General features: G+C 63.1%; 21 protein-coding genes and 1 pseudogene. 15 read left to right on the top strand and 7 right to left on the bottom strand.

Translation table 11 applies throughout. The features are described 5' to 3' along the window. Window positions 1–30: 30 nt before the first annotated feature. A pseudogene (locus tag MKK65_RS11290) lies at window positions 31–201 on the bottom strand (IS3 family transposase); the annotation flags it as partial. Between MKK65_RS11290 and MKK65_RS11285 the strand changes: the two are divergent. Further along, window positions 136–504, top strand: a complete 369-nt coding sequence (locus MKK65_RS11285) for a hypothetical protein (protein ID WP_243957750.1) — start codon at window positions 136–138, stop codon at window positions 502–504. The pseudogene MKK65_RS11290 and the gene MKK65_RS11285 sit on opposite strands and share 66 nt — an antisense overlap. Beyond that, a complete protein-coding gene (locus MKK65_RS11280) occupies window positions 501–863 on the top strand; it encodes a hypothetical protein (protein WP_243957748.1) in 363 nt (120 codons plus the stop codon). The genes MKK65_RS11285 and MKK65_RS11280 overlap by 4 nt, the downstream gene beginning before the upstream one ends. Window positions 864–885: 22 nt before the next feature. On the opposite strand, the gene MKK65_RS11275 is transcribed toward MKK65_RS11280, so the two are convergent. Next, window positions 886–1209 carry a GCG_CRPN prefix-to-repeats domain-containing protein gene (locus MKK65_RS11275; protein ID WP_243957747.1) on the bottom strand — a complete coding sequence of 108 codons (324 nt, stop codon included), beginning with the start codon at window positions 1207–1209 and terminating at the stop codon, window positions 886–888. A gap of 704 nt (window positions 1210–1913) precedes the next feature. Here MKK65_RS11275 and MKK65_RS11270 point away from each other — a divergent pair. After that, the gene (locus MKK65_RS11270) at window positions 1914–2177 is read left to right on the top strand and encodes a hypothetical protein (RefSeq protein ID WP_243957745.1); all 264 of its coding nucleotides are present in this window, start codon (window positions 1914–1916) and stop codon (window positions 2175–2177) included. Window positions 2178–2310: 133 nt separating this feature from the next. On the opposite strand, the gene MKK65_RS11265 is transcribed toward MKK65_RS11270, so the two are convergent. Then, on the bottom strand, window positions 2311–2739 hold the full coding sequence (locus MKK65_RS11265) for a hypothetical protein (RefSeq protein WP_243957743.1): 429 nt from the start codon (window positions 2737–2739) through the stop codon (window positions 2311–2313). Window positions 2740–2892: 153 nt separating this feature from the next. On the opposite strand from MKK65_RS11265, the gene MKK65_RS11260 reads away from it, so the two are divergent. The 6 genes from MKK65_RS11260 (at window position 2893) to MKK65_RS11235 (ending at window position 6457) form a co-directional block, all read left to right on the top strand. Next, complete coding sequence (locus tag MKK65_RS11260; protein WP_243957741.1) at window positions 2893–3312, top strand: DUF5681 domain-containing protein; 420 nt, start codon at window positions 2893–2895, stop codon at window positions 3310–3312. Next, complete coding sequence (locus MKK65_RS11255; protein WP_243957740.1) at window positions 3309–3569, top strand: hypothetical protein; 261 nt, start codon at window positions 3309–3311, stop codon at window positions 3567–3569. The genes MKK65_RS11260 and MKK65_RS11255 overlap by 4 nt, the downstream gene beginning before the upstream one ends. A gap of 209 nt (window positions 3570–3778) precedes the next feature. Next, entirely contained in the window at window positions 3779–4480 is a 702-nt protein-coding gene (gene ctrA, locus MKK65_RS11250) for a response regulator transcription factor CtrA (protein ID WP_243957739.1), read from the top strand. Window positions 4481–4573: 93 nt separating this feature from the next. After that, the gene (locus MKK65_RS11245; protein ID WP_243957738.1) at window positions 4574–5080 is read left to right on the top strand and encodes a MucR family transcriptional regulator; all 507 of its coding nucleotides are present in this window, start codon (window positions 4574–4576) and stop codon (window positions 5078–5080) included. A gap of 171 nt (window positions 5081–5251) precedes the next feature. After that, complete coding sequence (locus tag MKK65_RS11240) at window positions 5252–5665, top strand: helix-turn-helix domain-containing protein (protein ID WP_243957737.1); 414 nt, start codon at window positions 5252–5254, stop codon at window positions 5663–5665. Window positions 5666–6175: 510 nt separating this feature from the next. Further along, the gene (locus MKK65_RS11235) at window positions 6176–6457 is read left to right on the top strand and encodes a hypothetical protein (RefSeq protein ID WP_243957736.1); all 282 of its coding nucleotides are present in this window, start codon (window positions 6176–6178) and stop codon (window positions 6455–6457) included. A 414-nt stretch (window positions 6458–6871) separates the two neighbouring features. On the opposite strand, the gene MKK65_RS11230 is transcribed toward MKK65_RS11235, so the two are convergent. The 3 genes from MKK65_RS11230 to MKK65_RS11220 all read right to left on the bottom strand — a co-directional run bounded on the left by MKK65_RS11230 (window position 6872) and on the right by MKK65_RS11220 (window position 8985). Further along, window positions 6872–7435: a PilZ domain-containing protein gene (locus MKK65_RS11230; protein WP_243957735.1), complete on the bottom strand. Its 564-nt coding sequence runs from the start codon at window positions 7433–7435 to the stop codon at window positions 6872–6874. A gap of 332 nt (window positions 7436–7767) precedes the next feature. Further along, the gene (locus MKK65_RS11225) at window positions 7768–8544 is read right to left on the bottom strand and encodes a site-specific integrase (RefSeq protein WP_243957734.1); all 777 of its coding nucleotides are present in this window, start codon (window positions 8542–8544) and stop codon (window positions 7768–7770) included. A 204-nt stretch (window positions 8545–8748) separates the two neighbouring features. After that, entirely contained in the window at window positions 8749–8985 is a 237-nt protein-coding gene (locus MKK65_RS11220; protein ID WP_243957732.1) for a hypothetical protein, read from the bottom strand. A gap of 298 nt (window positions 8986–9283) precedes the next feature. Here MKK65_RS11220 and MKK65_RS11215 point away from each other — a divergent pair, with 298 nt between their 5' ends. Together MKK65_RS11215 and MKK65_RS11210 are read left to right on the top strand one after the other, a co-directional pair. Continuing rightward, entirely contained in the window at window positions 9284–9961 is a 678-nt protein-coding gene (locus tag MKK65_RS11215; protein ID WP_147910962.1) for an AAA family ATPase, read from the top strand. A 154-nt stretch (window positions 9962–10115) separates the two neighbouring features. Next, the gene (locus MKK65_RS11210; protein WP_243957730.1) at window positions 10116–10256 is read left to right on the top strand and encodes a hypothetical protein; all 141 of its coding nucleotides are present in this window, start codon (window positions 10116–10118) and stop codon (window positions 10254–10256) included. 73 nt (window positions 10257–10329) lie between these two features. Here the strand turns inward: MKK65_RS11210 and MKK65_RS11205 are convergent, their stop codons facing one another. Further along, the gene (locus tag MKK65_RS11205; protein ID WP_243957728.1) at window positions 10330–10749 is read right to left on the bottom strand and encodes a DUF4383 domain-containing protein; all 420 of its coding nucleotides are present in this window, start codon (window positions 10747–10749) and stop codon (window positions 10330–10332) included. Window positions 10750–10898: 149 nt separating this feature from the next. Here MKK65_RS11205 and MKK65_RS11200 point away from each other — a divergent pair, with 149 nt between their 5' ends. From MKK65_RS11200 to MKK65_RS11185, 4 genes are all read left to right on the top strand, one after another. Further along, window positions 10899–11165, top strand: coding sequence for a hypothetical protein (locus tag MKK65_RS11200; RefSeq protein ID WP_243957726.1), 267 nt, complete (start codon window positions 10899–10901; stop codon window positions 11163–11165). Further along, the gene (locus MKK65_RS11195) at window positions 11162–11362 is read left to right on the top strand and encodes a hypothetical protein (RefSeq protein WP_243957724.1); all 201 of its coding nucleotides are present in this window, start codon (window positions 11162–11164) and stop codon (window positions 11360–11362) included. Before MKK65_RS11200 ends, MKK65_RS11195 begins: the two co-directional genes overlap by 4 nt. Window positions 11363–11366: 4 nt before the next feature. Continuing rightward, window positions 11367–11552 (top strand): hypothetical protein, encoded by a 186-nt coding sequence (locus MKK65_RS11190; protein WP_243957723.1) that lies wholly within the window; start codon window positions 11367–11369, stop codon window positions 11550–11552. Between the two features lie 143 nt (window positions 11553–11695). After that, the coding region (locus tag MKK65_RS11185; RefSeq protein WP_409565417.1) for a helix-turn-helix domain-containing protein at window positions 11696–11942 on the top strand (247 nt) is incomplete at its 3' end.

Genomic DNA, 11942 nt, shown 5'->3' with positions numbered 1-11942 from the left:
CACTAGCCAAGGGCCACTACTTTACCCGACCTGTTCGCCTTGGAGCCGGCCGTACGCGTTTCGCCCGCCGTAATAGCTCTGTCCTGAGATCTCCGCATCCTTGCACGCTAGCGCTAAACTCTTGCCCTGGGCCGTATGCACCTCGATCTGCCGCCGCTTCAGCACCACCTGCTCAGCGCTCGTCTTTTGACCTCGCCGTATGTCCGACTCCTTCGCTCCTGGCTGCTCATCTCACTCAGTCCGGTCCAAAGCCAGCCGGTCAGGTCACTCGACCGTATCGGCTGTGGCGAGCCGCCCGGTTGTTCACCGAAGACGCTCAAGGCGATGCTCGACGCCGGCCTGATCGTCGACACCGGTGGTGAGGTTCGGCGCAACGCACTCGGGGCCTACACGGTGCCATCCTACGGCATGCCGATCGCGGTTCACTACCAGTGGTGCAGCGCCGTCGCGTTCACCGACGAGGAGATGGAGGCGTTCGAAGCCAAACTGGAGGCCCAGGCATGAGCCAGCCCGCAACCCCTATCGAGGCTGCCGCCGACGCCCTGCTGCGCATCGTCGTGACCGGCGAGCGGGAGCGCAGCGCCGCCGTCAATCCCGACTGGCAGAAGGGGCGGCCCTGGACCGACACCCTGGCGCCGGCCGCCACCGACGCCCTCGACGTGGCAGGCCTCGCCGCGGACCCGATCGGCACCGCTTGCCGGGCCGAACTGCGCCGGATCGGCCATGCCCTGCGCGCCGCCAACCCGAGCGAGGACTTCACCGCCCTGGAGGTGGAGATCGCCGAGATGGATCCGACGCACGCCGGCTGGCGCGCGATCGTGCTGGAGATGGCATGGCACGGGATCGGAGGGCCGACGCCCTAAGCCTGCTGGGCGACAGCTGAGATCAGTAGCCGCCGTAGAACCGGCGCGGGCCGTCGTAGCCACCATAGTAGCCGCGGGGTCCGCGGTCATAGCCGCCACCGTATCCGTAGCCCGGGCCACCGCCGTAGTAGCCACGAGGACCGCCATAGCCCCAGCCGCGATCGTTGGGACGGCAACGGCCCCACGGGTTCGGGTGAAAGCCGGGACCGCAGCCGCCTGCCACGTGTTCGACCAGGGTTTCGCCGGCAGGCGGGCTGTAGCTGAACGGGGCCGCGTTCGCCGTCGTGGCTGCGGCAAGCCCAACCGCGATCACCGCAGCCGCCCCGAGCGCCTTCGAGCGTATCATGTCATGACCCTCTGAAACCATCGGATCGGACTTGCCGGACCGGATGTGGCCAGGATGTGACCGGCGCCCTGAACCAGTTCTGGTCGGCTCGTTCATCAATCCGTCGGTGCGTGGGCGCGAGTGAGGCTTCTACCAACCAAGCCCAAGTCCCTTGGCCCGCGCGTTAGGCCTCGCCTCACGCAGCAGTGCCACCAAGGTATCGAAAGCGCCTAGCGCCTGATTTCGAACGCTGGCGGGGCCCGGATCGCCCTGGTTCAGCTCGGCCGCCAGCTCCGCTGAGGCGGATAAGGCCTTCGCAAGCCCCTGTTCGATCGGGGGCATCATCACGACCCGGCGCCAGAGGCTTGCAGCGGCGTTGGCCGCTACAGTCCTAACATTCTCTCCCATGCCAGCGGCCGCCGTTTCTAAGACGCCGCCCCAGGGACGCAGGATGAGTGCGAGCGGGGCAGGAAGCTCGGATACATCGACCATAATCGGCATCTGTCGGCCGCCTGTTCTGTTTTTCAGGCTGAATACAGCCTGGAACAGTCTAAACCCGCATCCGGATGGAGTGTATCCAGGGATAGATGCCTGATTGATATCGACGAGTACGTAGTTCGTGGCGGGATTGGGCCCGGGCGAGGACAGGGCATCGCTGTGTCGGCCGAGACGGCGGTGGGCGAGCGCGCTACACCGCTGGAACAACCGAACCACCGGAGCCAGTTTTGTCCTCACCCCTTGAGAACGTCCTGCTCGAAGAGCTGCGCGACCTGACCGTCCGAGTAGATGTCCTGCAGAGGACGTTGGGGACCGCCATCTCGCTGATGAACGCGAAGCAGCGCGAGACCATCATCGAGGCGCTCGCCCAGGGCTTGAAGATGACTGGCAGCGAGGATCCGCGCGGCGTCACTGGGCCGGCAGTGAAGGAGCTGATGGACTACGCTCTGTTGCCCGCCTACGCAGCGGAGGGGCGATCAGAGGACGCCTGAGCGTGGCTAGCACATAGCTCAGCATCAAGAGCGTGGGCGCCTCAACGGAGCCTATCTCGTAGGTGGGCTGGCCCTGGTCGCGGCGCCCCTGACTCAAGCTCAATAGCCGTCGTGATGTTGCTGCCGGCTTTGCCTACCAGCCGAGCCCTAGTTCTCTCGTGACTGCGTCGGGCTCCGCCTCTTGCAGCCACACGATCAACTCACTGAGTGCCGCCGAGGCATCGGCACGCAGACGCTCGATATCTGCCCGCCGTTCATCCAGCGCGCTAGCCAGGACGTCGGTCGCCATCCGAGCCTGCACGAGTGCGTGATCCAGTAGGGGCGTCGGTATGATCCGTCGTCGGATGCCGGCGGAAGCGCTCGCGGCCGCCGCGAACAAGTGCTCGCCCATGCCATTGGTCGCCGTCTCAACGGCGCTGATCCACGGCCGCAATCCGATGGCAAGCGTCGACGGGAGACTATCCGTGCGGGGGGTATACAGCGTGATCCTCGTCGTTCGCGTCAGTCGATGACGAACTAGGGCAGGGCGGCCCGCAACAGGCTCGACCTTTGTGCTGACCATGCTGCGCTCAACTTTTTTCCGATGGCACCTGGGACCGGATGTCCGCCAGATCGATTGGCTATCGTGAAACTTCATAGCCAATGCTATCTATGATCCCGAATGTGGCTGTTTCTTCCCTCTTGTTTGCAGCCAACTCAGCCTTGAGACCCGAGCATGCCAGGCCAAGGAAGACCATTCACCGAGGGCCAGTCCGGCAACCCAGCAGGTCGCCCCCGCGGCTCCCGCAACCGCTCCACGTTGGCCCTGGAGGCCATCTTTGAGGGCGAGGCCGAGGCGCTGTCCCGCAAGGCCATTGAGCAGGCGCTCGCCGGCGACGGCGGGGCGATGAAGCTGTGCCTCGACCGGCTGCTGTCCCCTCGCCGGGACCGCTCCATCACCTTCGACTTGCCGGTGATCGAGACCGCAGCCGATCTGCCCATGGCGACCGCTGCCCTGCTCCGGGCGGTGTCCTCGGGCGAGATCACGCCGTCCGAAGCGGCCGACGTCGGCAAGGCCGTGTCCGCTCACATCGAGGCGATCACCGCTGCCGACCTGCACCACCGCCTGGCAGCCCTGGAGGGACAGAGCGCATGAGGATCAAGGAGATCGAAGCGAAGATCGCCAAGCTGGAGGCGAGCCCCCGGTTCAGCGGCTTGGCCCGCCTGTCCGATGCGGAGCTCGACCGGCAGATCGTGCTCGGCCTGAACGAGATGGTGACAGAGTGGCCGTCGTTCGGCGCCATGGTGCTAGGCCTGGAGGCGTCCCCTCACCCGGCCGACAAGAAACTGGCTGGCCAGATCGAGGCGTTCATCGCCGATTGGCAGGCGCAGCAGCGACAGAAGGCGGTGTAGTAGGGCTGATGCTCACACCGACTGGCAGCGTTAGGTCGCACAGGGCTGGGGCGGCTCTCAAGCAACGGCGTGCTCTGTCTCATTCGTCCAGAGCTGAGCCCTCACAAGCGGGCGGCGCGGTTTGTCACCGAGCACTGAATAGCAGAGACCTCTATTAACGATTTAGTATGATTGCGAAAGTATGAGGGTTTATAGTTTGAGGTGGTGTCATGCGTGTTCTGCTTATCGAAGACGATGCCACCGTAGCGCAGAGCATCGAGTTGATGCTCAAGTCCGAGAGTTTCGTCACCTACACCACCGACCTCGGTGAGGAGGGTATCGATCTCGGCAAGCTCTACGATTACGACATCATACTCCTCGATCTGAACCTACCCGATATGTCGGGCTACGAGGTCCTGCGGAACCTGCGTGTAGCCAAAATTCAGACGCCGATCCTCGTCCTGTCCGGCATGGCCAGCATCGAGGACAAAGTGAAAGGCCTGGGCTTCGGGGCCGACGACTACCTGACCAAGCCGTTCCACAAAGACGAGCTGATCGCGCGGATCCACGCCATCGTGCGTCGCTCGAAGGGCCACGCCCAGTCGGTGATCACCATTGACGATCTGGTCGTGAACCTCGACCAGAAGACCGTCGAGGTTGGCGGTGCCCGGGTCAATCTCACAGGTAAGGAGTACCAGATGCTGGAACTCCTGGCCCTCAGGAAAGGCACCACGCTCACCAAGGAGATGTTCCTGAACCATCTCTACGGCGGTATGGACGAGCCCGAGCTGAAGATCATCGACGTATTCATCTGCAAGCTGCGCAAGAAGATCGCCAATGCCAGCCAGGGCAAGAACTACATTGAGACCGTATGGGGTCGTGGTTACGTGATGCGTGACGGCGCGACCGAAATGCGAGCTATGGCGGGCTGATATTTTCTAATACGTTGATCGGAAAGTCTCAAATCATATTGATTTCTTGATTTATTCGGTACAAGTGTTCTGCTTCACTCAAGCAGGTGCCCCGTGGACCAAAACACAGAGACGAACGCCGCCCAGCCCGTCGATTTCATCGAACTGACAGCCGACATCGTCTCGGCCTACGTGTCGAAAAATTCGGTTCGGCCCAGTGACATGCCGGAGCTGCTTGCCAGCGTGCATGCTGCGATTGCCGGGCTGAACCATGCGAGCGCTCCCGAAGCCCCGGCGGTCGACAAGCCTACGCCTGCGCAGATCCGGAAGTCGATTACCCCGGACGCGCTGATCAGTTTCGTCGACGGTAAGCCGTATAAGACCCTGAAGCGCCATCTCACCGGCAACGGCATGACGATGGAGGAGTACCGCGAGCGCTACGGGCTGCCGCGCGATTACCCCTCGACGGCCGCCAGCTACTCCGAGCAGCGTTCCAAGCTTGCCCTAGCCCTCGGCCTCGGCAATCAGCGCAAGAAGGCGGCTCCGAAGGCGACTGAACCTGCCGAGATCATCTCCGACAAGCCAAAGGGTGTCGTGGGCCGTCCGCGGAAGCCAAAATAAGTAGCTAATACTTAGGAACGAAGGGGCGGTCATCGGCTCCACCCAAGTTATGCATCGAGTGCAGTTAGGGGTTGTGTAACTTAGTCGTGCACAACTTCGTATGAGGTTGTGTTCCCTGGCTGGCTGGCAACGGCGCCCCCCGGCCCCCTCGCATCCTGAAAGCTGCCAATAATGATCGCCCCCACCAAGCCGAAGCTTGCCACAGAAGCCGATCGCACCATCGGAAGCCGGATCGCGGCGCTCCGCGCGGCGCAGGGCTTGAGTCAGACTATGCTTGGGCAAGCGATCGGCGTTAGCTTTCAGCAGGTGCAGAAGTACGAGAAGGGCCGTAACCGCATAGGCGCCGGTCGGCTTCAGGCCATTGCGGACATGCTCCAGGTTCCAGTTGAGACCTTCTTCGCCGGGCAAACAGGTGCCGACGATGGGACAGCTGCGGCTTCGACCTTCTTCGACGATCCGAAGGTGATGGAACTCGTCTTGGCGTTCACGAGCATCTCAGACGAGACAACACGTGATAGCGTCCTGTCCATTGTGAAGTCAGCGGCCAGCCTTCGGCAAGGCCCTGCCCTGAGCCGTTCTTCGTAAGCTACCGCCGCGGATCAGCGCGCAGGTCGACCCTACGTAGAAATTGCGTTTGATCGCAGTTGATGCAACTTTTAAGCGAACATGACGACACCTCGAGGTTGTCATGGCCGCACGAACGAGCCTCATGGTCCTGATAGCCGCTGCCTACATCGGGGGAGCGGCAGCGCTCCATGTATGCTGGCAACACAGCTTTCTTCTGGCCCTCGTAGCGGCGCCGTTCGGTGGTAGCCTCGCAGTTATCTCCACCGCCTTGTTGCTCTACTTGCGCGATCCTGGCGCTCGGAACCGCCTGTCTGGCCCTGATCGGCGCATATCATCCGAACTGGTGGACCGGGTTGGCTGATCCAGACATGATCGTCGATGTGCTGCCCAAGGGCGCTCACCGAATTCCAGAGTAACTGCTTCGAGCCTTCCGCCGGTGTTCAGGCTGCTCATGCAGGTACGGTCATGCCTTCAAGGAACGCCTACCAAACGGTTTTGTTGGTCCCGGCATAGGTTGGGAGAGACGTCGTGCGGACCATAGCTAGAGCGGCGGCGGTCGCGGTTATCACTTTTGTCAGCGTTGGCGCAGCTGAGGCGAAAGGCTGTATCAAGGGTGCAATCATCGGCGGGATCGCGGGACACTACTTGGCCGAACGAGGAGTGGTTGGAGCGGTTGCTGGTTGTTTGGCTGGACGTGCGTTGGCCAACCGACGCGCTCAACGAGAGATCGATTACGGTGCTCGCGTACAACCGCGTGGTCCAGGTTATGGTGCACCACAGCGCCCCTTGCGTGGCGAGTATGGGTACTGAGGTCTGACCAAACCGAGCGGGGCGTCAGGTACACGTCCCGCTGATCTCGTCACTACAAAAACCCGCCCCCCGGATGGCCCTTGAAGGCGTTCGCTGGTTTGGTGGGCTCGGCGCTCAGCAAAAGTCTCGGCAGCCAGCGCAGGAAAGCGGCTCCAAAGGCTGCTGAGCCTGCCCAGACCGTCTCCGATAAGCCGAAGCGCACCGTGGGTCGGTCGCGGAAGGTTAAGGGTGCTGCCGAGGCCTAAGGCCAAGCAGGGATCTGCCCGTTCCGTCTGGCGATCCCCATATCCTCACCTATCGCGGCGGTTGAGCCTTCACTGGCTCCCGCCCGCGAGCGCGCCGGTCGCCGTGTTCCCCCCGTTCACGCGCGGCCGGCGCGTTACGGCGCTTTGAGATGCTGGGAAACCAGAAAAATCAGAGGATCACGCGCTCGTTGAACGTCAATGGGCCGAACGGCATGCGGAACGCCACACCGACGCCGTCAGGAGTATGGCGCACCACTGTCGCGTAGCGCTTCCCGACTGTCACTGTCGTACCGATCTCGGGGCGCTCGCTGAGGAGTAGCGCAGCTCCGGTCATGGAGAGATCAGCGATCACCGCTTCGGATATGCGGTCGGCTCGGAGCTGGACCCTTACCGCTCGGTGCACCGGCACGATGCGGGTAGCCTGACGCTGGTCGTCCCGCCCATCTGCGCTGCGCAACCAACTGAGCCGCGCGTCGATCCGAGAGCGTCGCTCAGGGTTGCCCACGACTCGGAAGATGAAGCCACCGGGCCGTGCCTCCAGCACGACGCCATCGACCATACCGACATTGTCCAAGAAGCAGGTGATACGCGCCTCGGCCACGGGCAGCGGCCCCTCTGCGATGCGGCGCAGCTCGATCACATCGGTAGCGGATACGTCGGCCAGGCATTGAATGTCTGCCTCGCCATGCAGACAATATCTACCCTTGGTTGTAATATGAAATTGTTCTGGCACGGAAGTTGTCTCCGTTTAGTCCCTTGCAGCGAGACTACCGGCCCGAACGTTTAAGCGACATAAACCTGAAAGAAATTCCTAAGATATTTTAATTGGCTTCCAGGTTGTGAACCGCAACCAAGCAACATTGCAGTAGCTACTAAGATGTCCGAACACTGATCGCTAAAAGAAATTGTTTCCTAAGTGTTCTCCGACGCGTTCGAACGTTAAAGGCCCTCAGCAGTCTTCCTGTCCGCGCTGTTCTAGCTTCGCGCTACAACGCACCCGTCGCTGCGGTCGCAAACCGAACGGCATAGGGCCGAACCACGTCATCACGGGATCCGGCCCATCCCCTACAAGAAGCCGGAGCCGCTGTGCCCCTTGAAGGCGTTCGCCCGCCGGATGTACCCGACCACCGTGCGCGGATCCCGGTGCCCCGACTGATCCATGATCCGGGCGAGATCGGCCCCGCGCTCGGCCGCCGTGGTGATGTAGCCGGCCCGCAGCGAGTGCGCCCCGAAGGTCGAGGCATCCAGACTTGCAGCCGTGCAGTACCGCTTGATGATATCCGCCACTGCCTGGGTCGTGAGGCGCACGCCCTCGCCCTGTCGGACGTTTCCAGACCGCGAGACCGGCCGGAACACCGATCCATCCGTGATCCCGGCCGCGTCGAGCCATTCCCGCACGAGGGCGACAGGCCGGATGAACCGGCCATGGGGGATAGCCTTCTCCAGGCCCCTGCCCTCTTGGTCCGTCTTCGATCGGCGCACCCGGACCCGCAGCCCCTCGGGATCCTCGACCAGGTCGGCAACGTCGAGGGCGACGAGCTCGGACCGGCGGAAGGCCCCCGCGAAGCCCAGCGCCAGCAACGCTCGATCGCGCTTACCGGTCAGGGTGTCAGGCGTCCGTATCAGCAGCGCCGCCAGGATCTCAGCCGTCGCGGCTGCCTTCTGGGTCGGCGCCACGCCCACTTTGCGCCTAGCGCCTTTGATCGCGGCCCGCACGCCTTCATCCTCTGTCGGGTCAGCGGCGCCCGCCAGCTTGTGCGCGTACCGGATCGCGGCGAGGCGCCGCCCCAGCGTCGATGCCGCCCTGCCCTCCTCGGCCTCCGAGACGATGAAAGCCGCCACCGCCTCGGGGTTCGCCGGTAGTGGCCGGAAGCCGAACCGGGCGCACCAGTCCTAAAACACCCGGGCGTCCGACGTATAGGCCCTCACGGTCGCGTCTGCCTTGCTGGCCCGCTGGTAGGCGCGAACGATCGCAGTGGTTTCGGCCGGGAGTTTTGTGGCCTCCACGTACAGCTCGATGGGCAAGGCTTCGGCTGACATCGTTCACTACCCGCCGCTCTGCTGCCCGCGCCCGAATTTGCGCGCTAACGCTTCCTGCCAGCCTATCGGCGGGTCGATGATCCCGCGAAGCCGCGCTGCCTCTTTGACGTTGCGCATAATAACGTCCCACTCGACGTCGCTGGCCTGGGCAGGCGGTGCGAACCCCATCGCGTGGGCGATGGCCTCGGCCGACCGCCGCCACTCAGCTGGGAGGAATGGAAGTCTGTCGTTGTCGTCTGTCATATGAGGCGATCCACCATTGCCCTTGCTCGAACAGCGAACCCTACAGACGGCTCCGATCCCTCGCACATAGCCATGGCTTCACTTTTTCACGGCCTCTACGTTCCACCCTGTCGCAAACTTTCGAGAATGACGCTTATCGAAAGTTATACTAACAGAGGGCCGACGGCAAGCGCGATACACGGTAAACCTACACCTAAACTTCAACGGTGAACCTGTACGGGACACCTAGAGGTCAAGCTAAACGGTATCTTTGGACCTTAGACCTACACGGTTTAGGAAGCGCGCCAGAGGTGAGTCGATGCGGGTTGTCACGATCTTGGGCCTTAAGGGCGGGAGCACGAAATCCACGCTCACCGCGCATCTGGCGGTGGCCGCGCACCACGCCGGTATCCTAACGGCGATCGTCGATACCGATCCCCAGGCAACGCTTCGGATGTGGTCTACGCGTCGCCAGACAGAAGGACCGCCAGTCAGGCCGGAGACGACCCCGGACTTCCTTGAGCCGACGCTGCGCGAATTTGAGAAACAGGGCGCCGAGCTTGTGCTGATCGATACGGCGGGAAAGGCCGAGATCATGGGTAAGCGGGCGGCCGAGTTATCCGACTTGGTTCTGATCCCGTCGCGCACGTCGTTGGCCGATATGGATGCGGTCCCGACCTCGCACACCATGGCGAAGGCGCTCGGCAAGCCGAACTTCGTCATCTTCACGGACGTGGATGTGAGCGGTGCGAAGAAGGACGTGAAGGAGGCCGCCGCGGGGTTCGTTTCACGCGGCATCCCGACCGGCCGCGAGCACGGCGCACCGTTCATCTGCCACCGCAAAGGCTACAAGTCCTGCCTGATCGACGGCAGCACGATCCAGGAGATCGAGCCGGAGGGGAGGGGGGCCGAGGAGATCGATGCCCTGTTCCGATGGGTGGCGAAGCAGGTGGGCATCAAAGTGAAGCGCAAGCGGACGGAGAAACAGAATGGCTAAGCGGCCCAGCCTGTCCGCCTCGTTCGTGGTCGGGGAGCAGCCAATCTTAGACCCTACACCTCCACCTATAGCTCAACCTCAACCTCAAAGTTTAGATACACCTAAACCTACACCTAAACTCCGCGATCATCGGGAGAACCGGCAGGCGTTCACGGTGTGGCTCGACCGGGATTTGATCGCCAAGGTACGCGCGCTTTCTCGCGAACTGGTCACGGAGCGCGGCCGAGCCGGCAACTCGATTGAGGCGCTGGTGACCGAGGCGCTGAACGAGGTGTTGGCGAAGCACGGGCGATAGGGAAGTGCGCAAGGCCGGGCGAGCCGTGATGATATGGCCGCCCGGCCGGTGCAGCTGAGCGCAGCCTTATCGTTCAGGCCCGCGAGTAGCCGCTCGCGTCCCGGGCGTGAATGAACCCAAAGTACGCTGCCACCAGTGCCAGACCGGCGTGCAGCCACACGTCATTGCCGTAGATCGGCACGAGGCCGAACGTCGTGTTGGTAGCCGGGATCAGACCCAGCAGGGTGAGAAGCCCGTATATGATCGCAACTCCCTTGCCGTAGACGACAGAGCCAACGACCGTCCGCGCCGCAAGAAGCCCCCACACTCCAAACGCCAAATGCACGAGGTTGTGCAGCACGTTGACGGGGAACAGTCCGAGTGCGAGCCGGGCCTCGGATGTCACGACCATGCCGGGATGTGTGTGTTCAGGTGATAAGCCTGGGATGAAGCCGGATGCCCCAGCCAATAGGAACACGACACCAAAAACGGCTGAAAAAACGCGAACGGACATGAGATCTCCTATCTGGATGATCCGTCAGCGTTCACCGTTCGCGAGCGTTCCTGCGTCCTGCCAGCACGGTACGTCGGCTTTGAAAGCAGGACCGACGCGATGACTGAGGCGTTTCTCGACGGGCAATTCGCGAAGCGCTACCTAGCGCCATGGCCAAAGAGATCCCCAGCGTCGGCGACCTACGCCGCAAGTCCGAGGTGACGGACGACGAGATCGAGGCCGCCACCGTTGCCTACCTGAAGGATGAGAACGCCGAGCCGTTCGTCTTCAAGTCGGGCCACCGGGTCGATGTCGCCAAGGCGATCGAGATGCACCCGCAGGCTAAGAAGGTGCTGACGGATGAGGCCACTACGCCGGGTCTGCGTCGCACGATGGTCATGACCGCCGTCATCATGGGCTTCCCGGTCCAGGGATGAGCGAACCGGCTGGCACGCCCGACAAGGCCACGATCCACCGTGCGATGGCGCGCCTCGACGGGTTCGCCCGCGGGCTCGGACTGGACGAGGCGACCACTCGCCAGATTGTCGAGGCGGTGGTCACCGACATGCCTGACCAGCCGGAGGATGAGCGTCTTGCAGAGGCGCGCCGCCGAATGATCGTCGCGTCCGCGTAGCTGCATGTTTGAGGACCCGGATCCGATCGTGGAGGCCGTGATGGTGATCACGTCCCGCGGCCACACCATCGAGCCCGACGACGACTTCGAGAACTGGCGTGTCGATGGCGGCGCATGGATCACCGTCGGCGACCTGCTGGCCCTGGCGATCTGCCTTGGCCTGAGCGCCGGGAACGGCAAGGTGCATTAGCAGTGCTGCCCGAGAGAACCGGCGCCCGGCCGCGCAAGGGTACCCGCGCACGCGTCCTAGCGGTTTTGACCCTAGTGGAGTGAAGGCGACGGAAGAGTCCCTCATGGGCTTCCCGTCGCGGTGATGGTGTGCGAGTCCGGGGCATGCGCCCTGGGATCATCGTCGAGGTAAACGCCGCGGACCGTGCCTGGCTCGAAGCCATCATGCCGGACCGCAACAGCCCTCAGAAACACGTCTGGCGCGCTGCGATCGAGCTCGCCCCGGCTGACGGGCTCGCCACGAACGCGGTCCTGCGCCTGACCGGCAAGAGCAAGACCGCCGTATGGCGCTGGCAGGAGCGCTTCGCTGAGGAAGGCGTGGACGGCCCCTTCGGCGACGAAACACGTCCCC

It is taken from the genome of Methylobacterium sp. J-001 (assembly GCF_022829565.1).
In the GTDB taxonomy this organism is placed as follows: domain Bacteria; phylum Pseudomonadota; class Alphaproteobacteria; order Rhizobiales; family Beijerinckiaceae; genus Methylobacterium.
This window is presented reverse-complemented; position numbering and strand designations above follow the sequence as displayed.